17 protein-coding genes and 1 pseudogene are annotated in these 23,358 nt (G+C 72.5%); 4 read left to right on the top strand and 14 right to left on the bottom strand.

Translation table 11 applies throughout. The features are described 5' to 3' along the window. Positions 1-27: 27 nt before the first annotated feature. From LCH29_RS05840 to LCH29_RS05775, 14 genes are all read right to left on the bottom strand, one after another. Positions 28-708: a lysophospholipid acyltransferase family protein gene (locus LCH29_RS05840; RefSeq protein ID WP_446460606.1), complete on the bottom strand. Its 681-nt coding sequence runs from the start codon at positions 706-708 to the stop codon at positions 28-30. Continuing rightward, complete coding sequence (cmk, locus tag LCH29_RS05835; protein WP_446460605.1) at positions 705-1,409, bottom strand: (d)CMP kinase; 705 nt, start codon at positions 1,407-1,409, stop codon at positions 705-707. Before cmk ends, LCH29_RS05840 begins: the two co-directional genes overlap by 4 nt. A 118-nt stretch (positions 1,410-1,527) precedes the next feature. Then, positions 1,528-2,613, bottom strand: a complete 1,086-nt coding sequence (locus tag LCH29_RS05830) for a prephenate dehydrogenase (RefSeq protein ID WP_446460604.1) — start codon at positions 2,611-2,613, stop codon at positions 1,528-1,530. Then, complete coding sequence (gene aroH, locus LCH29_RS05825; protein ID WP_009719026.1) at positions 2,610-2,972, bottom strand: chorismate mutase; 363 nt, start codon at positions 2,970-2,972, stop codon at positions 2,610-2,612. Before aroH ends, LCH29_RS05830 begins: the two co-directional genes overlap by 4 nt. A gap of 118 nt (positions 2,973-3,090) precedes the next feature. Then, the gene (locus LCH29_RS05820) at positions 3,091-4,116 is read right to left on the bottom strand and encodes an ADP-ribosylglycohydrolase family protein (RefSeq protein WP_446460776.1); all 1,026 of its coding nucleotides are present in this window, start codon (positions 4,114-4,116) and stop codon (positions 3,091-3,093) included. Continuing rightward, on the bottom strand, positions 4,113-5,183 hold the full coding sequence (locus LCH29_RS05815; protein WP_446460603.1) for a pseudouridine synthase: 1,071 nt from the start codon (positions 5,181-5,183) through the stop codon (positions 4,113-4,115). Before LCH29_RS05815 ends, LCH29_RS05820 begins: the two co-directional genes overlap by 4 nt. After that, positions 5,183-5,869 carry an SMC-Scp complex subunit ScpB gene (gene scpB / locus LCH29_RS05810; RefSeq protein ID WP_446460602.1) on the bottom strand — a complete coding sequence of 229 codons (687 nt, stop codon included), beginning with the start codon at positions 5,867-5,869 and terminating at the stop codon, positions 5,183-5,185. The genes LCH29_RS05815 and scpB overlap by 1 nt, the downstream gene beginning before the upstream one ends. Continuing rightward, positions 5,866-7,191, bottom strand: a complete 1,326-nt coding sequence (locus LCH29_RS05805) for a segregation and condensation protein A (protein WP_446460601.1) — start codon at positions 7,189-7,191, stop codon at positions 5,866-5,868. The genes scpB and LCH29_RS05805 overlap by 4 nt, the downstream gene beginning before the upstream one ends. A gap of 68 nt (positions 7,192-7,259) precedes the next feature. Beyond that, complete coding sequence (locus LCH29_RS05800; RefSeq protein ID WP_446460600.1) at positions 7,260-7,874, bottom strand: hypothetical protein; 615 nt, start codon at positions 7,872-7,874, stop codon at positions 7,260-7,262. Then, positions 7,859-8,875 (bottom strand): ParA family protein, encoded by a 1,017-nt coding sequence (locus LCH29_RS05795; RefSeq protein WP_039939394.1) that lies wholly within the window; start codon positions 8,873-8,875, stop codon positions 7,859-7,861. Before LCH29_RS05795 ends, LCH29_RS05800 begins: the two co-directional genes overlap by 16 nt. A 543-nt stretch (positions 8,876-9,418) precedes the next feature. Further along, positions 9,419-10,534 (bottom strand): alanine dehydrogenase, encoded by a 1,116-nt coding sequence (ald, locus tag LCH29_RS05790; protein WP_446460599.1) that lies wholly within the window; start codon positions 10,532-10,534, stop codon positions 9,419-9,421. Positions 10,535-10,797: 263 nt separating this feature from the next. Then, a complete protein-coding gene (locus LCH29_RS05785; protein ID WP_446460598.1) occupies positions 10,798-12,810 on the bottom strand; it encodes a tetratricopeptide repeat protein in 2,013 nt (670 codons plus the stop codon). Between the two features lie 212 nt (positions 12,811-13,022). After that, positions 13,023-13,649 (bottom strand): NUDIX domain-containing protein, encoded by a 627-nt coding sequence (locus LCH29_RS05780; protein WP_446460597.1) that lies wholly within the window; start codon positions 13,647-13,649, stop codon positions 13,023-13,025. Between the two features lie 89 nt (positions 13,650-13,738). Beyond that, positions 13,739-15,394, bottom strand: a complete 1,656-nt coding sequence (locus tag LCH29_RS05775) for a CTP synthase (protein ID WP_123100684.1) — start codon at positions 15,392-15,394, stop codon at positions 13,739-13,741. Between the two features lie 551 nt (positions 15,395-15,945). Between LCH29_RS05775 and LCH29_RS05770 the strand changes: the two genes are divergently transcribed. From LCH29_RS05770 to LCH29_RS05755, 4 genes and pseudogenes are all read left to right on the top strand, one after another. Next, positions 15,946-17,745, top strand: coding sequence for a glycoside hydrolase family 15 protein (locus tag LCH29_RS05770; protein WP_446460596.1), 1,800 nt, complete (start codon positions 15,946-15,948; stop codon positions 17,743-17,745). A 112-nt stretch (positions 17,746-17,857) separates the two neighbouring features. Beyond that, complete coding sequence (locus LCH29_RS05765; protein ID WP_446460595.1) at positions 17,858-18,313, top strand: hypothetical protein; 456 nt, start codon at positions 17,858-17,860, stop codon at positions 18,311-18,313. Continuing rightward, the gene (locus tag LCH29_RS05760; protein ID WP_446460594.1) at positions 18,310-18,978 is read left to right on the top strand and encodes a hypothetical protein; all 669 of its coding nucleotides are present in this window, start codon (positions 18,310-18,312) and stop codon (positions 18,976-18,978) included. The genes LCH29_RS05765 and LCH29_RS05760 overlap by 4 nt, the downstream gene beginning before the upstream one ends. Beyond that, positions 18,978-23,314: pseudogene (locus LCH29_RS05755) on the top strand (putative T7SS-secreted protein); the annotation flags it as partial. The gene LCH29_RS05760 and the pseudogene LCH29_RS05755, both read left to right, overlap by 1 nt. Positions 23,315-23,358 lie beyond the last annotated feature (44 nt).

Raw genomic sequence — 23,358 nt, 5'->3', positions numbered from 1 at the left:
TGCCGCGCGCCCTCCTGGGCGCACGGGTTATGTCTCGTTGTGGCGGCCCGTGAGCCGCCTGGCGTCCCCCAGGTGCTCGCCCAGACGCTTCTGGATGAGCAGGGTCGCCTCGTCCAGCGCCGCCCGGGTCCGCCGGCCGCTGCCGTCGCCCGCCTGGAACGCGTCGCCGAAGACCACGTCGATCCGGCTGCGCAGCCGCGGCAGCGCCCGGGCCCGCCCGTCGGCCCGCCGCTGCTCGCCGGTGCCGAGCACGGCCACCGGCACGATCGGGGCGCCGGACCGTACGGCGAAGTACGCGAGCCCCGAGCGCAGCGACGCGAAGTCGCCCTCGCCGCGGGTCCCCTCGGGGAAGATCCCCAGCATCCCGCCGCGCTTCAGCACGCCCAGCGCATGGGTGATCGCGGTGCGGTCGGCGCTCTCCCGGTCCACCTTCAGCTGGCCGATGGAGCGCAGGAACGGGTCCAGCGGCCCGGTGAACGCCTCCTTCTTGACCAGGAAGTGCAGCGGCCGGGGCGAGGTGCCGATCAGCATCGGGCCGTCGATGTTGTGGGAGTGGTTCCCGGCCAGGATGACGGGCCCGGCGGACGGGATCCGCCACGCGCCCAGCACCCGCGGCCGCCACAGCCCGTACATCAGGCCGATGCCGATCCCGCGCCCCACCGCGGCACCGGCCGCGCTCGGCAGCGCCGGGTCGGCGGTGGCGGTCATGCGGCGGCCCGCTTCTCCTCGACCAGCGTGACCACGCACTCGATGACCTGGTCGAGGGTGAGGTCGGTGGTGTCGACCTCGACCGCGTCGTCCGCCTTCGCCAGCGGCGACGCCTTACGGCCCGAGTCGGCGGCGTCCCGCTTGGCGAGCGCGGCCTGGGTGGCGGCCAGGTCGGAGGCGTCCTTGCCCTTCAGCTCCCCGCTGCGGCGGGCGGCGCGCGCCTCGGCCGAGGCGGTGAGGAAGATCTTGAGGTCGGCGTCCGGGAGCACGGTGGTGCCGATGTCCCGGCCCTCGACCACCATGCCGCGCGGCGCCTCGGTGGCGATCGTCCGCTGGAGCTCGGTGATCACCTGGCGCACCTCGGGGACCGCGCTGACCGCGCTGACCCGGGAGGTGACCTCCTGGGTGCGGATCGGCGCCGAGACGTCGGTGCCGTCGACGGTGATCGTCGGGGCGGCCGGGTCGGTGCCGGAGACGATGACCGGTTTGCGGGCGGCGTCGGCCACGGCGACGGCGTCCTCGACGTCGATGCCGTTGTTCACCATCCACCAGGTGATCGCCCGGTACTGGGCGCCGGTGTCCAGGTAGCCGAGGCCGAGCTTGGCCGCGACGGCCTTGGAGGTACTGGACTTGCCCGTGCCTGCGGGGCCGTCGATCGCGACAATCACTGCTGCCGGGGCGGTCCGGGCGGCGGTTTCCACGGTGACAGACACCTTTCGTATGCACGGGGCTGGGTTGAACGGAGCTTGGTTGGAGCCCCGGACAAGGTTACTGGCTCATCCGGGGCTCCCGGTCACGGCCGGACGTCACGGCCGGACGTCACTGGCGGATGGACCAGCCCCGCTCGCGCAGGGCCGTGGTCAGACCGGGCGCGGCGGCGGGCTCCACCATCAGCTGGATCAGGCCCGCCTGCTGGCCGGTGGCGTGCTCGATCCGCACGTCCTCGATGTTGACGCCCGCCCGGCCCGCGTCGGCGAAGATCCGGGCCAGCTCGCCCGGCTGGTCGCCGATGAGAACCGTCACGGTCTCATAGACGGCCGAGGCGGCGCCGTGCTTGCCCGGCACCCGCTCACGCCCGGCGTTGCCGCGGCGCAGCACGTCCTCGATCCCGGCCGCTCCCCCGCCGCGCTTGGCGTCGTCGGCCGACTGGAGCGCGCGCAGCGCCCGTACCGTCTCGTCCAGGTCGGCGGCGACCGCGGCGAGCACGTCCGCGACCGGGCCGGGGTTGGCCGACAGGATGTCGATCCACATCGCGGGGTCGGAGGCCGCGATCCGGGTCACATCGCGGATGCCCTGGCCGCACAGCCGTACCGCGGTCTCGTCGGCGTCCCGCAGCCGCGCCGCGACCATGCTGGAGAGCAGGTGCGGGGTGTGCGAGACCAGCGCCACGGCCCGGTCGTGCGCGTCGGCGTCCATCACCACGGGCACGGCGCGACACAGCGCGACCAGTTCCAGTGCGAGATTGAGCACTTCGGTGTCGGTGTCGGCGCCGGGTGTGAGCACCCACGGCCGCCCCTCGAACAGGTCCGCGGTCGCCGCCAGCGGCCCGGAGCGCTCCCGCCCGGCCATCGGATGCGTACCGATGTACCGGGTCAGGTCGCAGCCCAGTTCCTCCAGCTCCCGCCGCGGCCCGCCCTTGACGCTGGCCACGTCCAGCACCGCCCGCGCCACCCCCCGGCGCAGCACATCGGCCACCGTCCGCGCCACGTACGCGGGCGGCACGGCGACGATCGCCAGGTCCACGGGCCCGTCCGGCTCCTCCTGCGTACCGGCCCCGAGCGCCTCCGCGGTCCGCGCCGCGTCCGCGTCGTGGTCGGCGAGGTGCACGTGGATGCCGCGGCCCGCGAGGGTGAGCGCGGCGGAGGTACCGATCAGTCCGGTACCGATGACGAGGGCTGTTCTCACTGGGCGATGTCCTTGCGGAGGGCCGCCGCGGCGCCGAGGTACACATGGGCGACGTCGGTCTTGGCGAGGTCGGTCTCGACGTGCGCGAGTATCCGGACGACCCGCGGCATGGCCCCGGCGATGTCCAGCTCCTGCGCACAGATCAGCGGCACATCGGTGATCCCCAGCTTGCGCGCGGCCACCGCGGGGAAGTCGCTGTGCAGATCGGGCGTGGCCGTGAACCAGACGCTGATCAGATCGTCCGGCACCAGGCTGTTGCGCTCCAGGATGGCGGTCATCAGCTCGGAGACCTGCTCCTGCATGTGTCCCGCTTCGTCCCGCTCCAGCTGAACCGCCCCGCGGACCGCTCGTACCGCCACGTCTGTGCTCCCTGCGCCTGCTCTGCCCGTGCTGCCCGTGCCACGTCTCCCGCGTGTCCCCACGCCGTACGCGTCCCCAGTGTCCCCGATCAGCCTAACCAGCCGGAACCGCGCCCCCTCACGCGTCCCACAGGGAGCCGAGCGCCAGCAGTTCCTCCCGGTACTCGATCCGCCCGGTCCACTCGGCCGGCCATGCCCCGGCGCCCAGATACGCACCGGCGAAGGCGCCGGTGAGGCAGGCGATCGAGTCCGAGTCGCCGGAGGAGCAGGCGGCCCGGCGCAGGGCGAGCACCGGCTCCTCGGGGAGGAGCAGGAAGCACAGCAGCCCGGTGGCCAGCGCCTCCTCCGCGATCCAGCCCGCGCCGGTGGCCAGGCACGGATCGGCCTCCGGGTCGGGGGCGCGCAGCGCGTCGTCCAGCCGGTCGAGGACGCCCAGGCACTCGTCCCAGCCGCGTGCCATGAACGTCGTGGGCGAGGGGTCGTGGGAGTGCCGCCAGAGGTCGCCCAGCCAGTCCTCGCGGTAGCGGGTGCGGTTCTCCTCGGCGTACGCGCGCAAGCGACCGGGCAGCTCGGCCGGGCGGGCGCCCTGCGCCAGCACGTACACCGCGTGCGCCGTCAGCTCGCTCGCGGCGAGCGCGGTCGGATGCCCGTGGGTCAGTGCGGACTGGAGCTGCGCGGCCCCCGCCCGCTGGTCGCCGGTCAGCCCGGGTGCCAGCCCGAGGGGCGCGACGCGCATATTGGCGCCGCAGCCCTTGGAGCCGAGCTGGCTCGCCTCCGCCCAGGGACGCTCCTCCTGGCTGAGCAGATGGCAGGCCCGCAGACAGGTGGCACCGGGCGCCCGGTTGTTGTCCGGGGAACGCCACCACTCGACGAACTCCTCCCGCACCGGCCGGGTGAAGCGCAGCGGCGCGAGGTAGCCCCGCTCCATCGCCGTGCGCAACCCGCGGCCGAGCGCCAGGGTCATCTGGGTGTCGTCCGTGACGTACGCGGTCCCCGGATGCCCCGGCAGCTCCATCTGCCGCCACGGCCCGCACGTGGCGAGGATCGACGGCACGTCGTTGAACTCCGTCGGGAAGCCGAGGGCGTCACCGAGCGCCAGCCCGAGCAGGGATCCGGTCGCCGGGCGCCCGACGGGCGCGGTCAGAGGTCCACCTCGCGCATCAGCATGCCGACCTCGGTGTTGGTGAGGCGGCGGAGCCAGCCGGACTTCTGGTCGCCGAGGGCGATGGGGCCGAAGGCGGTGCGGACCAGCTTTTCGACCGGGAAGCCGGCCTCGGAGAGCATGCGGCGGACGATGTGCTTGCGGCCCTCGTGGAGGCTGACCTCGACGAGGTAGTTCTTGCCGGTGTTCTGGACCACCTTGAAGTGGTCCGCGCGGGCGTAGCCGTCCTCCAGCTCGATGCCGTTCTTGAGCTGCTTGCCGAGGTCGCGCGGCAGGGGGCCCTGGATGGCGGCGAGGTAGGTCTTCTTCACGCCGTAGCGGGGGTGGGTGAGGCGGTGGGCCAGCTCGCCGTGGTTGGTGAGCAGGATGATGCCCTCGGTCTCGGTGTCGAGGCGGCCGACGTGGAAGAGCCGGGTCTCGCGGTTGGTGACGTAGTCACCGAGGCACTGGCGGCCGTCCGGGTCCTCCATGGTGGAGACCACACCGGCGGGCTTGTTCAGCGCGAAGAACAGGTACGACTGGGTGGCGACGGTCAGCCCGTCGACCTTGATCTCGTCCTTCTCCGGGTCGACGCGCAGCCCCTGCTCGGTGACGATCTTGCCGTTGACCTCGACGCGGGCCTGGTCGATCAGGTCCTCGCAGGAACGGCGCGACCCCATGCCCGCGCGGGCCAGGACCTTCTGGAGCCGCTCGCCGTCCTGCTCGCCGAAGGTCTTGGGCAGCTTGGTCTGCGGCTTGTTGTGGCGGGCCCGGTTCCGCTCCTCTATCTGGGCCTCGTACTCGCGCGGGCGGGCCGGGGCGTTCGGCTTCCGGCCGCGGCCGCCGACGCCCTTGGGGGCACCGCTCTTGGCCGCGCCGCCCCGGGGGCCGCCGCCGCTGGGCTTCGGGGCGCCCGCGTCGTAACGGCGCTCCTCGGGGCGGGGGCGACCGGTGCGCTTCTGCTTGTCGTCGCGCCCGTTCCCGGCCCCCCGGTAGTTCTTGCCGCCGCTGCTGCCGCTACCGCTGCCGCCGCTACCGCTGCCCCTGCTGTTCCTGCCGCTGCTTCGCATCAAGTTTCCGTCTGAGAGTGGCTGCTGTCATCTGTGTCCGGTGCGTCCGGGTCGAACGAGGGCACGCCCTCCTGGGACTCGCCCTCGACCGCGTCCACCTCGGGGAGGAACGGTGCCAGCTCGGGAAGCTCGTCCAGGCCGCGCAGACCCATCCGCTCCAGGAAGTAGTTCGTCGTCCTGTACAGGATCGCACCTGTTTCGGGTTCCGTGCCCGCCTCCTCCACCAGTCCGCGCTGGAGGAGGGTGCGCATCACGCCATCGCAGTTGACGCCGCGGACGGCGGAGACGCGGGAACGGCTGACCGGCTGACGGTACGCGACCACCGCGAGGGTTTCCAAAGCGGCCTGGGTGAGCCGGGCGTGCTGGCCGTCCAGGACGAAGCCCTCGACGGCCGCGGCGTACGCGGGCCGGGTGTAGTACCGCCAGCCGCCCGCGACCAGCCGCAGCTCGAAGCCGCGGCCCTGCGCCGTGTACTCGTCCGCCAGCTCCCGCAGCGCCCCCGCGATCGCGCGGCGCGGGCGGTCCAGCACCTTGGCGAGGTGCTCCTCGGTGGCGGGTTCGTCGACGACCATGAGGACGGCCTCCAGCGCGGGCTTGAGGTCGAGCGCCGCGACCTCCGAGGGCTCGGTCCCGGTCTCGGTCCCGGTCTCGGTCTCGGTCTCGGCTGCGGTGACCGGCTCGCTCATGTCCGTACCTCCTGTGCCTGCGCCTTCTGTGCCTGCGCCTTCTCCGGCTGCGCCTCCTGGTCGAACTCATCGGTGACCAGCGGCCGCTGTCCGTCCTCCGCGCCGCCCGTCCAGCGCACCAGGAGCGACCCCAGCGCCTCCGGCTGGTCGAGCAGGACCGCGCGCTCCCGGTACAGCTCCAGCAGCGCCAGGAAGCGGGCCACGACGGTGAGCACGTCCGGTGCGTCCTCGGTGAGCGCGGCGAAAGTGGCCTCCCCCAGCTCCCGCAGCCGCCCCACCACCACCTCCGCCTGCTCCCGCACGCTCACCAGCGGGGCGTGGATGTGGTCGACGTACACCTGCGGCTTGGGCTTGGCCTGCATCGCCTTCACGGCGAGCTTCGCGAACCCCTCGGGGCCGACGCGGATGACGACGTCGGGCAGCAGGGCGGCGTGGTGCGGCTCCAGCCCGACGGTACGGGGGTAGCGGCGGGCCTCCTCGACCAGCCGGTCGTGGAAGATGTCCGCGATCTGCTTGTACGCGCGGTATTGGAGCAGCCGCGCGAACAGCAGGTCCCGCGCCTCAAGCAGCGCCAGGTCCGCCTCGTCCTCCACCTCGGCGGCGGGCAGCAGCCGGGCCGCCTTGAGGTCGAGCAGGGTCGCCGCGACCACGAGGAACTCGGTCGTCTGGTCGAGGTCCCAGTCCGGCCCCATGGCCCGGATGTGCGCCATGAACTCGTCGGTGACCTTGGACAGGGCGACCTCGGTGACGTCCAGCTTGTGCTTGGAGATCAGCTGGAGGAGCAGGTCGAAGGGCCCCTCGAAGTTGTCCAGCCGCAAGATGAACGTGCCGTTGCCGTCCTCGGCGGCGTCGTTGTCTTCAGCGGCCGAGCCGTCTCCGGCCGCGTCGCGATCCGCGGCGGCCGTGCCGTCCGCGGCGGCGGCTCCGGCCTCCGCCGGGAGCCCGCCGGGGCCTCCGTGGTCCTGCGCGGCAGACGAGGGCCGTACGTCCGCGCCGTCGTCGTCCTCGCCCTCCGCCCGCTCGTGCGCGGGTTCGGCGGACTCGTCAGGTCCGCTGCCCGGGGTCGCGTCGACGGCAGGGTCGGCGGCCTGCGCCGTACTCCCTGGGTCCCTTGCCGTGGGGCGGGCCGCCGCGTCCGGCGCCGCGGGCTCAACCGGGGCGACTGCCGCGTCCTGGGCCTCCGTGTCCGTCTCGGCCGCCGGGGTGCTCCGGGTGTCCCGGGCCGGGGCGGGAGCGGCCTCGAACGCGGGCGGGGCCGCGCCGGGGCCTCGGCCCAGGGGGCGGCGGCGGGGCGGGGGATCGTGCGGGTCGTTGGTCGGCATCGCGGTCCAGGGTGCTCAGGGCCGGGCGGGTCAGCCCGCGCGATCCGGGCAGGCTATCGCCCGCCCGGTCAGCGGCCGCGCAGGCGGCGCACCAGAATGCTCGCGTCGCCGCGCGACTCGAGGTCGGCGAGGACGACCGCGACCGCCTCGCGGACGATGCGGCCGCGGTCGACCGCGAGTCCGTGTTCGCCGCGGAGCACCAGTCGCGCGTGTTCGAGGTCCATCAGCTCCTCGGCGGAGACGTAGACCGTGATCTTCTCGTCGTGGCGTTCGCGCCCGCTGGGGCGCCGGTTGGCCGCGCGGGCGCGGCGGCGGGCGGGGCCGCCCTGGGCGGGTGGGGACGCGCCGTCGGGCGCCTGACGGCCCTTGGCGGGCCGCTCCCCGGATCCCGGCCCGGTCCCGGCCGCGGCCGCCGCGGCGGGGCGTCCGCCGCCCGCGTCCTGGGGCGTGGTCTCCCGGCCGCTGTGCTCGGCCGCGCCGGACTGCTCGCCGCCTTCGGCCCGGGCGCCGCCCGGCGCCGCCTCGCCGCCGCCCGGGTCGGATTCGGTGGCGGGGGCGGGGACCCGTGGGGCCTCGCCGTTCGCCTGGCGGCGGCCGGACGCGGGCGAGGAGGACTGGAGCCCCATCCCTCCGGTGGTGCGGAACAGTTCGTCGGCTCCCGGCAGACTCACTCGGCGTGACACCGGGCGAGCACCTCCCTGGCGAGCTGGCGATAGGCGGCGGCACCGACGGAGTTGGACGCGTACGTGGTGATCGGCTCACCGGCGACGGTGGTCTCCGGGAAGCGGACCGTACGGCCGATGACCGTGTGGTAGACGTGATTGTCGAACGCCTCGACCACGCGGGCGAGGACCTCACGGCTGTGCACGGTGCGCGAGTCGTACATCGTGGCGAGGATGCCGTCGAGCTCCAGGTCGGGGTTGAGCCGCTCCTGGACCTTCTCGATGGTCTCCGTGAGCAACGCCACACCGCGCAGCGCGAAGAACTCGCACTCCAGCGGCACGATCACCTTGTGCGCCGCGGTGAGCGCGTTGACGGTGAGCAGGCCGAGCGAGGGCTGGCAGTCGATGACGATGTAGTCGTAGTCCGCCATCAGCGGCTTGAGCGCCCGCTGGAGGGTGGACTCGCGGGCCACCTCGCTGACGAGCTGCACCTCGGCGGCCGACAAGTCGATATTGCTGGGCAGCAGGTCCATGTTGGGCACGGCCGTCTTCAGCAACACCTCGTCGGCCGACATGCCCCGCTCCATGAGCAGGTTGTAGACGGTGAGGTCCAGCTCCATGGGGTTGACCCCGAGGCCGACCGACAGCGCGCCCTGCGGGTCGAAGTCGACGAGCAGGACCCGGCGTCCGTATTCGGCGAGGGCCGCGCCCAGGTTGATGGTGGACGTGGTCTTGCCGACCCCGCCCTTCTGGTTGCACATCGCGATGATCTTCGCGGGGCCGTGGTCGGTCAGCGGCCCCGGGATCGGGAAGTACGGCAGCGGCCGACCGGTCGGACCGATGCGCTCGCGTCGCTGGCGGGCCGCGTCGGGGGCGAGGGTGGCCGCGTATTCGGGATCGGGCTCGTACTCGGCGTCCGGGTCGTAGAAGTGCCCGTCGGGCAGGTCGTCGTAGTCGGCGAAGCGGGCGGGTTCGTTGCCCCCCTGGTCGCCGGCCATGGCGTTCACGTGATGGCCGTCCATGCTGTGGCTCTGGTGGGCTGTGGTCATGCTCGTCACGCTCTGGTGGGTTGCGAAGGTACGGACAGCGACGGAGCCGACAGCCTCGAGCCCCGAGGGGCCCTGGCCCCGCGCAGCCGGTCCTGGTTGACCACCCCCGGGAGAAAATGTCGACTCATTCACAAGTCGTCCTACCTCCTTGGTGACCAGGAAATTTCTCGATAGGTCAGCGTGACACCATGCCGACGGTTGGCGACTCTATGGCGTGTCGGCGGTCCTCAGCAACACAATCCACCGGACACGGCACGATGTGTCGGCAATCGAACACCCCGATGTCAAGGGCGTATGAGGGGCGCCGCGGAGATTTCACCACCCCCCAAAGCGTCTGGATAGTTACATTCAGGGCGAGTTGACCGAAGCCCTGGCCGGGCCTGATCCGGGGCGTTCCGGACACACCTGCGGCCGGGTCCTGTCGTGCGACAAGACCCGGCCGGATGCTCGGTGTTGACCTGATGTTGACGGCTCGCGTTGACGTGCCGTCTCCGTGGATTGACCGGCTGCGCGGCCTCAGCCGATGAGCGAGGTCAGTTCGACGGAGGGCAGTCCGTGGGCCTCGGCGACGGGCCCGTAGACGACCTGTCCCTCATGGGTGTTGAGCCCCTTGGCCAGCGCGGCGTCCCGGCGCAGCGCCTCGCGCCAGCCGCGGTTGGCCAGCTCGACGATGTACGGGAGCGTCGCGTTGGTGAGCGCGTGGGTGGAGGTGTTGGGCACCGCGCCGGGCATGTTGGCGACGCAGTAGAAGACCGAGTTGTGGACCGTGAAGGTCGGCTCGGCGTGGGTGGTGGGGCGGGAGTCCTCGAAGCAGCCGCCCTGGTCGATGGCGATGTCGACAAGGACACTTCCCGGCTTCATGCGGGACACCAGCTCGTTGGTGACCAGCTTGGGCGCCTTGGCACCGGGGATGAGGACCGCGCCGATGACGAGGTCGGCCTCGAGGACCGCCTTCTCCAGCTCGTAGGCGTTGGAGGCAATGGTCTGCACCTTGTTGCCGAAGATGCGGTCGGCCTCACGCAGCTTGTTGATGTCCTTGTCGAGCAGGGTCACGTGGAAGCCCATGCCGATGGCGATCTGCGCGGCGTTCCAGCCGGAGACGCCGCCGCCGATGACGACCGCGCGGGCCGCGGCCACGCCGGGCACGCCGCCGGGCAGCGCGCCGCGGCCGCCGGCCGAGCGCATCAGGTGGTACGCGCCGACCTGCGGCGCGATCCGGCCCGCGACCTCGGACATCGGGGCGAGCAGCGGCAACGCGCGGTTAGCGGCCTCGACGGTCTCGTACGCGATGGCGGTGGTGCCCGACTCCAGCAGCGCGTCGGTGCAGGAGCGGGACGCGGCGAGGTGGAGGTAGGTGAAGAGCGTCTGGTCCTTGCGCAGCCGGTGGTACTCCTCCGCGATCGGCTCCTTGACCTTCAGCAGCAGGTCGGCGGTGGCCCAGACCTCGTCGGCGGTGGCGAGGATCCCGGCGCCGGCGGCGACGTACTCCTCATCGGTGATGGAGGAGCCCAGACCGGCGCTCTGCTCCACGAAGACCTCGTGGCCATTGCGCACGAGCTCGTGCACGCCGGCGGGGGTGATGGCCACACGGAACTCGTTGTTCTTGACCTCGCGGGGGATACCGACCTTCACGTCGATCACGGTCCTTGATATGGGGGGACTAAGGGCTTGACCGGCCACAACCGGTCGTAGACCGGCCGGAACCGGCCATAGACCGGCAAAACGAACCGGGTCCGCATGCCGAAAACCACCGCTGCGATCGCGGTACAGCCAGTGTAATGAAGGACGTCGCGCTGTCTAGCCTTGCATTGCTTCAATCTTTCGCGAGACCACCACTTATTTCGTAGGTCGACTCGCGATCTCCCTTCATCCCCGGGGTTCGCGGGCTTCCGGCGTCATGTGCCCTCCTCGCGCTGTGACCTGCTCCACTCGTCCGCCCGGCGCGCCGCCGCGGCCGCCTCGGCCCATGAGCGCAGCGCCTCCTTCGACCGCCCCGTCTTCTCCTGGGCCTTCGCCGTGCCGCTCAGCGCCCGCGCGTACCCCTCCAGGTCCCCGGCCCGGCGGCAGGCGGCCGCGGCGGCGCGCCAGTCGCGCAGCGCCTCGGCCCAGCGGCCCGCGTAGCCGCGGACCGTGCCCAGCCGGGCGTACAGCCGGGCCTCGGCGGCCAGGTCGCGGCGGCTCAGCCGCAGTTCCAGGGCCCGGCCGTACCAGTCGGCGGCGCGGCTCCAGTCCTCCAGCTCCTGGTACGTCGCGCCGATGGATTCCAGGGCCCGCCCGGTCGTATACGGATCGCCCGATGCGCGGGCCGCCTCCAGCGCGCCCTTGTAGCGGGCGAGCGCGGCGTCGATCCGGCCCGCGCCCGCGTCCAGATCGCCCAGGTTCAGCAGCGCCGCCGCCCGCTCCACCGGCAGGTCGCGGCGCCGGGCCACGTCCAGCACCAGCTGGTGCAGCCCGTACAGTTCGGGCGCCGCGCCCTCGGCACCCCGGTGCGCGGTCAGCGCGTGGGTCAGCGCGGCCACCAGCCGCCGGGCCAGGGTGTCGACCTCACCGGCCTCGACGGCCACCCGGGCGGCCTCGACCAGCGTGGGCATCCGGCTCTCCAGCCACTCCCCCGCCGCCTCCTTCGACGGAAACCGCAGCGACGTCGGCAGCGCCGCCAGCTTCTTGCGCGCCGGGGAGCCCGCCGGTTCGGCGGCCAGGCGGCAGGCGTGCAGCTGCCGTACGGTGCGCTCCAGCATCCGCGCCCGGGCCAGCTCCACCTCCGCCGGGCGCTCCGTCGCCTCCAGCAGCGCGCGCAGCAGCGGGTCGAGGCAGCCGGGCAGCTCGTACCGGCCCTTCTCGCGCGGCCGCAGCATCCCGTACCCGGCGAAGCCCTCCAGCGCCGCCCGGCCGTCCGCCACCGAGCATCCGGCCAGCGCGGACGCGGTGTGCGCGTCGGCCGACCCGGCGGGCGCCAGCACCAGCAGCCGCAGCATCCGGGCGGCGGCCGGGGGCAGCGAGCCGTACGCCAGCCGGAAGGCGCGGGCCAGCGGGCGGGCCCCGCGGTCCACGTCCCCGTCGGCCGGCGGCAGTTCGCGCAGCCGCTCGATGACGTCGGACACCGACGCCTCGGGCCGGGCGGCGAGCCAGCCGCCGACGAGCACGAGCGCCGCGGGCTGGCCGGCACACTCCTCGACCAGGGTCTGCGCGGCCACCGGGTCGCAGGTGATCCGGGTCGGCCCGGTGTACTGCGCCAGCAGCCCCACCGCCGCGCTCACGTCCAGCCCGCCGACGGTGCACGGGCGGACGTCCGGGACGCCGGTCAGCGGGCCCCGCGAGACCGCGACCACCAGGCAGTCGGGCTCGTCCGGCAGCAGCGCGTCCACCTGCTCGGCTCCCGCCACGTCGTCGAGCAGCAGCAGGATCCGCTTGCCGTCGAGGGCGCCGCGGAGCATCTCGCCCAGCTCGTCCTCGTCCGCGCCGGGCGGAGCGGTCACGCCCAGCCTGACCAGCAGGTCACGGGCGGTGCGCTCGGTGGGTACGGGGTCGCCGGAGGACGTCATCAGCCGGGCCTGGAGCACCCCGTCGGGGTAGTCGTCCGCCAGCCGCCTGGCCAGCTCCTCGGCCAGTGCGGTACGGCCCCAGCCGGGGCGCCCCGCGATGAGCAGCACCCGGCTGCGGGCGGCCTTGCGGCCCGCGATCGTGTCGAGCCCGGCGCGGTCGATGTCGGCCCGCAGCGCGAGCAGCTCCCGGCGGCGGCCCGCGAACCCCCGGCCCACCGTGGCGGCGGCAGCGAACAGCACCGCGCGCGTCGCGCCGCTCCACACCCCGCCGTCGGCCGCGCCGCGTGCCGGAGGCACTCCGTCCGCGTCCCCGTCCGCGGGTTCGCCCAGGGGCTCCCCGTCGGTGTCGACCGCCTGCTCCGCCACGGGCCCCACTCCCGTCCACCTGCGCATACGAGCCCGCCGCGGCTGCGGTCAGGGTTCATACGAGCGTAGTTCACTCCGCGTCAGGTCCCGGGCACTCCGGGCCGGTGACGCGGACCGAAAATCACCCCATCGGATGGTGCGACGGGTAGCACGCCCCGGACAGGGGCAAGCGGCACGGCCCCGCTGAGCGACTCTCCCCCGGTCCGGTGGGGTTACGGCTCGAACGGGCGGGCCGGCCAGGGGGCGTCGGCTGGGCGCAGGGACTCCACGCCGTCGCCCGCGAGCGCGGCGTGGAGGGCCAGGACGCCCACCGCGAGGCAGTTGTTGTGCAGGTCACCGGCCAGGACGGCGCGTACCAGCTCGTCCAGCGGGATCCGGGCCAGCTCCATGTCGGCCTCCTCCTCGGAGACCTCGTACCGCTCCCCGTCCGCCGCCGAGATCTCCCGCGCGAGGAAGACCCGTACGGCCTCGTCGCAGCCGCCGGGGGTGGTGTAGACGTCCGTCAGCACGCGCCAGTCCTCGGCCTTGACGTGCGCCTCCTCGTACAGCTCGCGCTGCGCGGCGTGGAGCGGGTTCTCGCCGGGGATGTCGAGGAGACCGGCCGGGATCTCCCAGAGCCGGTGGCGGACCGGGTGGCGGTACTGGCGCAGCACGATGACGCGGTCGGTGTCGTCGAGGGCCAGGACGGCGACGGAGCCGGGGTGGACCTGGTAGTCGCGCGTGACGGTGGTGCCGTCGGGCATGACGACCTCGTCGGTGCGCACGCTCGTCTTGTTGCCGGTGAACGGCGTGGCGGTGGCGACGGTCCGCCACTCCTCGGGGGTGTCCTGGATGCCCATTGCTCTGCCTCAGCGTCCTTTCCGCATGCGGTTGACCGGGGGCGGCGGGCCGCCCGGAGCGGCCGGCGCCCCCCCGTCAACCGTATCGGTCAGGCCCCGGCGGCCTTGTCCTGACCAGCGGTCTGTCGCTCGACTGCCGCCTTCACCAGGCCCGCGAAGAGCGGGTGCGGGCGGGTCGGCCGGGAGCGCAGCTCGGGGTGGGCCTGGGTGCCGACGAGGTAGGGGTGGACCTCGCGCGGGAACTCGACGTACTCGACGAGCTTGTTGTCGGGGGAGGTGCCGGAGAAGACCAGTCCGGCCTTCTTCTCCAGCTCACCGCGGTAGGAGTTGTTGACCTCGTAGCGGTGGCGGTGACGCTCCTCGACGTACGGCTGGTCGTCGTAGACCTCGCGGACGATCGAGCCCTCGGCGAGCTTGGCCGGGTACATGCCCAGCCGCATGGTGCCGCCCATGTCGCCCTCGCCCGCGACGATGTCCAGCTGCTCGGCCATGGTGGAGATCACCGGGTCGGTGGCGGCCGGTTCGAACTCGGTGGAGTTGGCGCCGGAGATGCCCGCGAGGTTCCGCGCGGCCTCGATGACGATGCACTGGAGGCCGAGGCAGAGACCCAGCAGCGGGATCTTGTTCTCGCGGGCGTAGGTGATCGCGCCGACCTTGCCGATGACGCCGCGGTCGCCGAAGCCGCCGGGGATGCAGACCGCGTCGCAGTCCTCCAGCTGCTGCCGGGCACCGGCGGCGGTCTTGCAGTCGTCGGACGTGACCCACTTGATCTTCACTCGGGCGTTGTTGGCGAACCCGCCCGCGCGCAGCGCCTCGGTGACGGACAGATAGGCGTCGGGCAGGTCGATGTACTTGCCGACGAGCGCGACCGTGACCTCGTGGTCGGGCTGGTGGACCCGCTTCAGCAGGTCGTCCCACTGGGTCCAGTCCACGTCGCGGAAGGGCAGGTCCAGCTTGCGGACGACGTAGGCGTCCAGCCCCTCGGAGTGGAGCACCTTCGGGATGTCGTAGATCGACTTGGCGTCGATGGCGGCGACCACCGCGGCGTCGTCCACGTCGCACATGAGCGAGATCTTGCGCTTGATGGAGGTCGGGACCTCGCGGTCGGCGCGCAGCACGATGGCGTCCGGCTGGATACCGATGTTGCGCAGGGCGGCGACCGAGTGCTGGGTGGGCTTGGTCTTCAGCTCGCCGGACGGGCCGATGTACGGCAGCAGGGAGATGTGCACCACGAAGACGTTGTCCCGGCCGACCTCGTGGCGGACCTGGCGGACGGCCTCCAGGAAGGGCAGCGACTCGATGTCGCCGACGGTGCCGCCGACCTCGGTGATGACGACGTCCACGTCATCGGTGGCCATGCGCCGGATGCGGTGCTTGATCTCGTTGGTGATGTGCGGGATGACCTGCACCGTGTCGCCCAGGTACTCACCGCGCCGCTCCTTGGCGATCACGCTGGAGTAGACCTGGCCGGTGGTCACGTTGGCGGAGCCGTCGAGGTCGACGTCGAGGAACCGCTCGTAGTGGCCGATGTCCAGGTCGGTCTCGGCGCCGTCGTTGGTGACGAACACCTCACCGTGCTGGAACGGGTTCATGGTGCCCGGGTCGACGTTCAGGTACGGGTCGAGCTTCTGCATGGTGACCCGCAGACCCCGCGCCTTGAGGAGCGCGCCGAGGCTGGAGGCGGTCAGGCCCTTGCCGAGTGAGGAAGCGACACCCCCGGTGACGAAGAGGTGCTTGGTCGTCATGGGCTTAGCGGCAATGGCCAAAAGGGGGCTCCCGTGGTCGCGTCGTGAGGGTGCGGTCCGGCTGCGGCCCCGCTGTCGCGGGGGTGCCGTCGCTGAGGTTCGGGGGTTTTGTGCCCGCCGCTCCACGGGCTACCAGGGTATCAGTGCCCCGGGGCGGCCGCTGGAGCCCGTCCGCGTGGCACGGCCCGCCGCACCTCCGCCGCACCGTACGCTGTCATGACAACAGAACGCGTATCGTCCGCACCTCGCGTCACCGGATTTCGCCTCGCGTCACCTCGCGTATCGCGACAGCCACCGCCCGTACGCGACCGCTCGGGGCGCACGGACACCCACCCGTGATCCCGCCACCCGATCGGCGGTCGTGACGCGAGCCACGATATGGACGGGCTCAAGCGGATCACTGTCCTGCGTCGTATCCTGCTCGGACGAAACGCTACGAGCCCCGGCACGGCACCACCAGCTCGCCCCCGGAACAAGAGCTCGTCCAATATTTCCGGAGACCGTACAGCACGCCCGCAGGGGCAATGCGGCCGTTCGAATAGGGGAAGCACGTGGCCGGGCGTATCGAGGACTACGCACTCATCGGGGATATGCAGACCGCCGCCCTCGTCTGCAAGGACGGGACGGTCGACTGGCTGTGCCTGCCGCGTTTCGACTCCCATGCCGTCTTCGCCGGTCTGCTCGGCACCGAGGAGCACGGGTTCTGGCGGCTGGGTCCCGCCCACGCCGGAAGCGAGCCGCCGGTCGCCGACCGCCGCCGCTACCGGGGCGACTCGCTCGTCCTGGAGTCGGAGTGGGACACCCCGCGCGGCACGGTCCGCGTGATCGACTTCATGCCGCCGCGGGACGGCGCCCCGCAGCTGGTGCGGATCGTCGAAGGTGTCAGCGGCCGGGTTCCGGTGCGCTCCAGCCTGCGGATGCGCTTCTCGTACGGCTGGGTCGTGCCGTGGGTGCACAAGGTGGATTCGCGGACGGTCGCCGTCGCCGGTCCCGACTCGGTGTGGCTGGACACCGACGTCGACACCTTCGGCAAGGACCTCACCACCTACTCCGACTTCACGGTGTCCCCCGGCGAGCGGATCGCCTTCACCATCAGCTGGCAGCCCTCGCACAAGGAGCAGCCCGCCCTGCCCGAGCCGGAGGCCGCGCTGGAGGCGACCGAGGCGTTCTGGCGGGAGTGGGTCGAGCACTGCACGTACCACGGCCCCTACCGGGACGCCGTCGTCCGCTCGCTGATCACCCTCAAGGCGCTCACCTACGCCCCCACCGGCGGCATCGTCGCCGCACCCACCACCTCGCTGCCCGAGGACATCGGCGGCGTACGGAACTGGGACTACCGCTTCACCTGGCTGCGGGACGCGGCGATCACCCTGTCCTCCCTGCTGCGCACCGGCTACCGCGAGGAAGCGCGCGCCTGGCGCGAATGGCTGCTGCGCGCGGTCGCGGGCGACCCGGAGAACCTCCAGATCATGTACGGCATCGCGGGTGAGCGCGAGCTGTCCGAGGCCGAGCTGACCTGGCTGCCCGGCTACGAGAACTCCCAGCCGGTCCGGGTCGGCAACGGCGCGGCGGGCCAGCTCCAGCTGGACGTCTACGGCGAGGTCACCGAGGCGCTGCACCTGGCCCATATGACGGGCCTGGCCCGCAACGACTACGCGAGCGTGCTCCAGCTCAAGCTGATCCGCTACCTGGAGGAGCACTGGGACGAGCCCGACGAGGGCATCTGGGAGGTGCGCGGTCCGCGCCGGCACTTCGTGCACTCCAAGGTGATGGCCTGGGTCGCCGTCGACCGCACGGTCAAGCTCATCGAATCGGGCGACGTGGACGGCCCGTTGGACCGCTGGCGGGATCTGCGCGACGAGATCCACCGGGACGTGTGCGAGAAGGGCTACGACGCCGAGCGCAACACCTTCACCCAGTCCTACGGCTCCAAGGAGCTGGACGCCTCGCTGCTGCTCATCCCGCAGATGGGCTTCCTGCCGCCGGACGACAAGCGGGTCATCGGCACCATCGAGGCGATCCAGCGCGAGCTGTCGACCTCCGACGGCTTCGTGATGCGCTACCCGACCGCGGGCGAGGACGCGGGCGTGGACGGCCTGGAGGGCGACGAAGGCGCCTTCCTCGCCTGCTCGTTCTGGCTCGCCGACGACCTGGCGATGATCGGCCGGGTGGACGAGGCCCGCAGGCTCTTCGAGAAGCTGCTCGCCCTCCGCAACGACCTGGGCCTGCTGGCCGAGGAGTGGGACCCGCACCTCCAGCGCCAGGTGGGCAACTTCCCCCAGGCGTTCAGCCACGTCCCGCTGATCGACACCGCCCTCCGCCTGACCGCCTCCGGCGCGTACGGCGGCTGACGCTACCGGCCGTACACGCCGACCCCACCATCCGTCACGATGGCAAGGGTTGTGACGAGTGTGTGACGGCACCGGCGTTGTTTTGGCTTGATGCGGTCATGATGATGGCCGTATGTCTGAGTACGGGGGCGCGGCGGGCATGCCGCCGCGGAACAGCGCACGGGGGAATTCCGAAGCCGACGCGCGACGACGTGCGTTCGCGGAGCTGCTGGGCGAGTTCCGGCGTACGGCGGTGCTGGTGCCGCTGGGCGAGGAGCCCGGGCCGGACGGCGAGCGGGGGCTGCTGACCGCCGACTGGGGTGGCATCCGCTTCATCCTCGCGTTCTCGAACGAGCAGGCCCTGGCCCGTTACGCACAGGCCCGCGACGACTACCGCCGCGAGTGGGCGTATCGAACGGTCCTGGGCGCCCGGCTCCTCGACGTGGCGGTCCCGGCCGCCGGGGTGCCCTGCGGGGTCGCGCTGGACTGCGCGGACGGCGTGGACGGCATGGTCTTCCCGCCCGTGCGCGGCATCGTGCCCGAAGCGGCGGCCGTCGACCGTGACGAGGACGAGGGGGATGCCACATGACCGCCGCGGGGGACAAGGACCTCAAGACGGACGGCCTGGGCCTGATCGCCAAGGGGCTGACCGAGGCCCTGGCCGAGCTGAAGGAACTGGGCATGGTGGGCATGGCCGGGGCCGGGCGCGGCTTCGGGGACATCGCCCTGTCCGGCCTGGAGCTGGGCCACGAGGGGCTGACCGGTCAGTTCACCTCGTTCTGCGAGCGCTGGGAGTGGGGGGTGCGGTCGCTGATCAACGAGGGCAACGCGCTGGCCCGGAAGACCGGCCTGGCCGCGGGCACGTACTACGAGACGGAACAGTACGTCGAGGGCACCTTCAAGGTCGTCGCCAACGCCGCGATCGGCAATCCGTACGCCTCCGAGGAGGAGGTCACCCAGCAGGGCTGGGGCGACATCGCCACCTCCGGCGCCTTCGGCGGCGTGGACTACAGCAAGGAGTCCTTCGACGAGGCCATGGCCAACAGCGCGCAGGGCTGGAAGGACGCAGGCCGGGACGTGATGACCTCCCACACGGTCGGACCGCTGGGCCTGAACCCCGAGAACCTGCACGGTGCGCTCGGGGTCTCCGACGCCGAGTACGACCGGATGCTCGACGACACCTTCGGCCCCTCTCCCGAGGCCCGCGCCCGGGCCGCCGGACAGCAGGGGGCGGACCAGGGCGGTGAGGGCTGATGGGCCTCTTCGGAGACATCGGCGACGGCCTCAAGAGCGGTGTCAACAAGGGCCTGAGCATCGGTGAGGACCTCATCGACGAGGGCAAGAAGCAGCTCGGCGAGGGCATCGACTACGCCACCGACAAGGTCGGCGACGGGCTCGACTACGTCGGGCTGGACGACGCGGCGGACGCCGTGGAGGACTGGGGCGACGAGGTCGCCTCCGACCTGGGCGCCACCCCCGGCGAACAGCAGCTCGGCGAGACCGAGGAGGCCGACGAACTCGTCCACGGCAACCCCGGCAAGATCCGGGAGAGCGCCAAGCACCTCAAGGACTTCCACACCGCCTTCGACAAGGTCGTCCAGGGCATGCGGAAGGTCGACTCGGGCGGCTGGAAGGGCGAGGGCGGCGAGGGCTTCCGGGAGCAGTTCGGCCTCCACCCCACCAAGTGGGCCCAGGCGGCGGAGGCCTGCGAGACGGCGGGCGGCGCGCTGGACGCGTACGCCGACACCGTCGCCTGGGCCCAGGGGCAGGCGCAGGACGCCATCGACCTGTACAAGAAGGGCAGGAAGTCCTCGGAAGACGCCGTGAAGGCGTACAACGAGAAGGCCGACGCGTACAACGCCAAGCTCAAGGCGAACGAGGACCCGGGCCCGAAGCCCGCCCCCTTCCACGACCCCGGCAAGGCCGACGTCGCGTCCGCCCGCAGCAAGCTCGCCGAGGCCCGCAAGCAGCGCAACAGCGCGGCCTCCGACGCCCAGAAGAAGGTCGAGTCCGCGCTCGCCCACGCCCCGGCCGAGCCCCCGCCGCTGGACCGTCTGGGCAACAACCTGGTCGACGGCTACGAGGCCGTGAACATGGAGCTCACCCATGTCGTCGGCGGCGCCCTCAAGGGCACCGCGGGGCTGCTCAACTTCGCCCGCGGCCTCAACCCCACCGATCCGTACAACCTCACCCACCCCGCCGCGTACATGCAGAACGTCTCCACGACGCTCTCCGGCCTCGTCTCCACCGCCGCCCACCCCGAACGCATCGTCACCGCCGCCGTCGACGGCTTCAAGAAGGACCCCTCCGAGTTCGTCGGCCGCCTCATCCCCGAACTCATCGGCACCAAGGGCGCGGGGCTCGCCCGGGGCGGACTGCGCCTCGGGATCAAGGAGGGCGCCGAGAGCGCGGCGCGCACGACGCTCCGCGACGCCGAACGCGGCGCGGGGACGCACGGGCCGAACCAGGTCGCCCGCGAACAGCACGCGGTGGAGAGCAACGGTTCCGACCCGATCGACATGGCGACGGGCCGGATGTATCTGCCGCAGACCGACGTCTCGCTGCCCGGCACGCTGCCCCTGGTCTTCACCCGCCGCGTCGAGTCCGGCTACCGGCTGGGCCGGTGGTTCGGGCCGTCCTGGGCCTCCACCGTCGACCAGCGGCTGGAGATCGACGCCGAGGGCGTCCTCTTCGTCACCGAGGACGGCCTGCTGCTCAACTACCCCCACCCCGCCCCCGGCGTCGCCGTCCTGCCGAGCCACGGCCCGCGCCGTCCGCTCGACCGCACGGACGGCGGCTACGTCGTCACCGACCCGGGCACCGGCCGCGTATGGCACTTCGCCGACCGGGGTGAGCAGCTCGCCGTCCTGGAGCAGATCGACGACCGCAACGGCAACTGGCTCACCTTCGAGTACGACCGGGACGGCGCCCCCACCGCGATCGTCTCCAGCGGCGGTCACCACCTCACCCTCACCACCCACGGCGGCCGGATCACGGCGCTCCATCTGGCGGGCGCGGCCCCGGACGGCACCGACCAGGAGGTGAAACGGTACGGCTACGGCGAGACCGGCCATCTCACCGAGGTGGTCGACTCCTCGGGCCGGGCCCTCCGGTTCGGCTACGACGACCGGGGCCGCGTCACCTCCTGGACCGACACCAACGGGCACTCGTACAGCTACGCCTACGACGACCGGGACCGCTGCGTCGCCGAGGGCGGCGGCGCGGGCCACATGACGCTCCACCTGACGTACGACACCGTGGACGAGGCGACCGGCCACCGCGTCACCGAGACCACCACCGGTACGGGCCACACCCGCCGCTTCCTCGTCAACGCCGCCCACCAGGTGGTCGCCGAGACCGATCCCCTCGGCCACACCACCCACTACACCTGGGACCGCCACAACCGCCTGCTCACCCGCACCGATCCGCTCGGCCACACCACCGCCTACCGCTACGACGAGAGCGGCAACGCGGTGGCCGTCACCCGGCCCGACGGGCGCGAGACCACGATCCGCCACAGCGATCTGGGCCTGCCCGTCCAGGTCAAGGGGCCCGACGGCACCACCGTCCGCCATGGCTACGACGAGCGCGGCAACCGCACCTCGTCCACCGATCCGGCCGGGCGGACCACCCGCTTCGCCTACGACGAGGCGGGCCGTCTCACCGCGGTCACCGATCCGCTGGGCCACACGACCACCGTGCGCTGCGACCGCGCCGGGCTCCCCGTCGAGCTCACCGACCCGCTCGGCGCGACCACCCGCTACGCGCGCGACGCCTTCGGCCGTATCACCGCCGTCACCGACCCGACCGGCGCCACCACCCGGCTGGAGTGGACCGTCGAGGGCAGGCTCGCCCGCCGCGTCCACCCCGACGGCGCCACCGAGACCTGGACCTGGGACGGCGAGGGCAACTGCACCAGCCACACCGACCGGATCGGCGGCGTCACCCGCTTCGAGTACGCCGACTTCGACCTGCTCACCGCCCGCACCACCCCCGACGGCGCGCGCTACCGGTTCCTCCACGACGAGGAACTACGCCTCACGCAGGTCACCAACCCACAGGGCCTGACGTGGCGTTACGGCTACGACCCGGCGGGGCGCCTGACCTCCGAGACGGACTTCGACGACCGCACGCTCACCTACGAGCACGACCCGGCGGGCCGTCTCACCTCCCGCACAAACGCGCTGGGGCAGACGACCGCGTACGACCGCAACGCGCTCGGCCAGATCACCCGCAAGGACGCCGACGGCCGGATCACCACCTACGCCTACGACCTCACCGACCAGCTCGCCGAGGCCACCGGTCCCGACGGCATCACCCTCACCCTGCTCCGCGACCGCCACGGCCGGCTGCGCTCGGAGACCGTCGACGGCCGTGTCCTCACGTACCGCTACGACGAGCTGGGCCGCCGCACCGGCCGCACCACAGCGACCGGCGCGACCACCACCTGGAGCTACGACGCCGCGGGGCACTGCACCGGCATGACCGCCTCCGGCCGCGCCCTGGACTTCACCTACGACGCCGCGGGCCGCGAGCTGACCCGCCGCGTCGGCGGCGCCCTCACCCTCAGCCACACCTTCGACCCGGTCGGGCGCCTCACCGCCCAGACCGTCACCGGCCCGTCCGGCGACCGCGTCCGGCACCGCGGCTACACCTACCGCGCCGACGGCAACCTCACCGCCGTGGACGACCCCCTCCACGGACCGCGGCACCTCGACCTCGACGTGACCGGCCGGGTCACCGCCGTCCACGCGGCCGGATGGACCGAGACCTACGCGTACGACGAGGCGGGCAACCAGACCGCGGCCTCCTGGCCCGCGGGCCACCCCGGTCACGAGGCCACCGGCGAGCGCCGCTACGAGGGCACGCGCATCACCCGTGCGGGCGGCGTCCGCTACGAGCACGACGGGCTCGGCCGCATCACCCTCCGGCAGAAGACCCGGCTGTCCCGCAAGCCCGACACCTGGCGCTACGCCTGGGACGCCGAGGACCGCGCTACCTCTACGACCCGCTGGGCCGCCGCATCGCCAAGCTCCGCCTCGCCGACGACGGCACCACGGTCGCCGAACGGGTCGACTTCACCTGGGACGGCACCACGCTGTGCGAGCAGACCACCACGGCGCGGCGGCTGCCGCACCCGGTCACCCTCACCTGGGACCACCAGGACCTGCGGCCCATCGCCCAGACCGAACGCATCCTCGGCGGCGCCCCGCTCGACGGCGCCCCGCTCGACGGCGCCCAGGAAGAGATCGACTCCCGCTTCTTCGCCATCGTCACCGACCTCGTCGGCACCCCCACCGAACTGGTCGACGAGCACGGCGACGTCGCCTGGCACACCCGCGCCACCCTCTGGGGCGCCACCGCCTGGGCCGCGGCGAGCACCGCGTACACTCCGCTGCGCTTCCCGGGCCAGTACGCCGACCCCGAAACCGGCCTCCATTACAACTACTTCCGCCACTACGATCCCGAAACGGCCCGCTATCTCACCCCGGACCCGCTCGGACTCACCCCCGCGCCGAATCCGTCCACCTATGTGGCCAACCCGCTCCTCTGGACGGACCACTTGGGGCTGGCGCCGGATTACATCCCGATTTACCGCACCCCGAAGGGGGCCCATGCGGAATACGAGCTGGC

The organism is Streptomyces sp. BRA346 (assembly GCF_052851135.1).
This window is presented reverse-complemented; position numbering and strand designations above follow the sequence as displayed.

Coding starts and splice junctions, on each gene's coding strand:
- LCH29_RS05840 (WP_446460606.1), bottom strand. CDS start 708: ATGACCGCCACCGCCGACCCGGCGCTGCCGAGCGCGGCCGGTGCCGCG.
- LCH29_RS05815 (WP_446460603.1), bottom strand. CDS start 5,183: ATGCGAAGCAGCGGCAGGAACAGCAGGGGCAGCGGTAGCGGCGGCAGC.
- scpB (WP_446460602.1), bottom strand. CDS start 5,869: ATGAGCGAGCCGGTCACCGCAGCCGAGACCGAGACCGAGACCGGGACC.
- LCH29_RS05805 (WP_446460601.1), bottom strand. CDS start 7,191: ATGCCGACCAACGACCCGCACGATCCCCCGCCCCGCCGCCGCCCCCTG.
- LCH29_RS05795 (WP_039939394.1), bottom strand. CDS start 8,875: ATGGACGGCCATCACGTGAACGCCATGGCCGGCGACCAGGGGGGCAAC.
- LCH29_RS05780 (WP_446460597.1), bottom strand. CDS start 13,649: ATGGGCATCCAGGACACCCCCGAGGAGTGGCGGACCGTCGCCACCGCC.
- LCH29_RS05775 (WP_123100684.1), bottom strand. CDS start 15,394: ATGACGACCAAGCACCTCTTCGTCACCGGGGGTGTCGCTTCCTCACTC.
- LCH29_RS05765 (WP_446460595.1), top strand. CDS start 17,858: ATGTCTGAGTACGGGGGCGCGGCGGGCATGCCGCCGCGGAACAGCGCA.
- LCH29_RS05760 (WP_446460594.1), top strand. CDS start 18,310: ATGACCGCCGCGGGGGACAAGGACCTCAAGACGGACGGCCTGGGCCTG.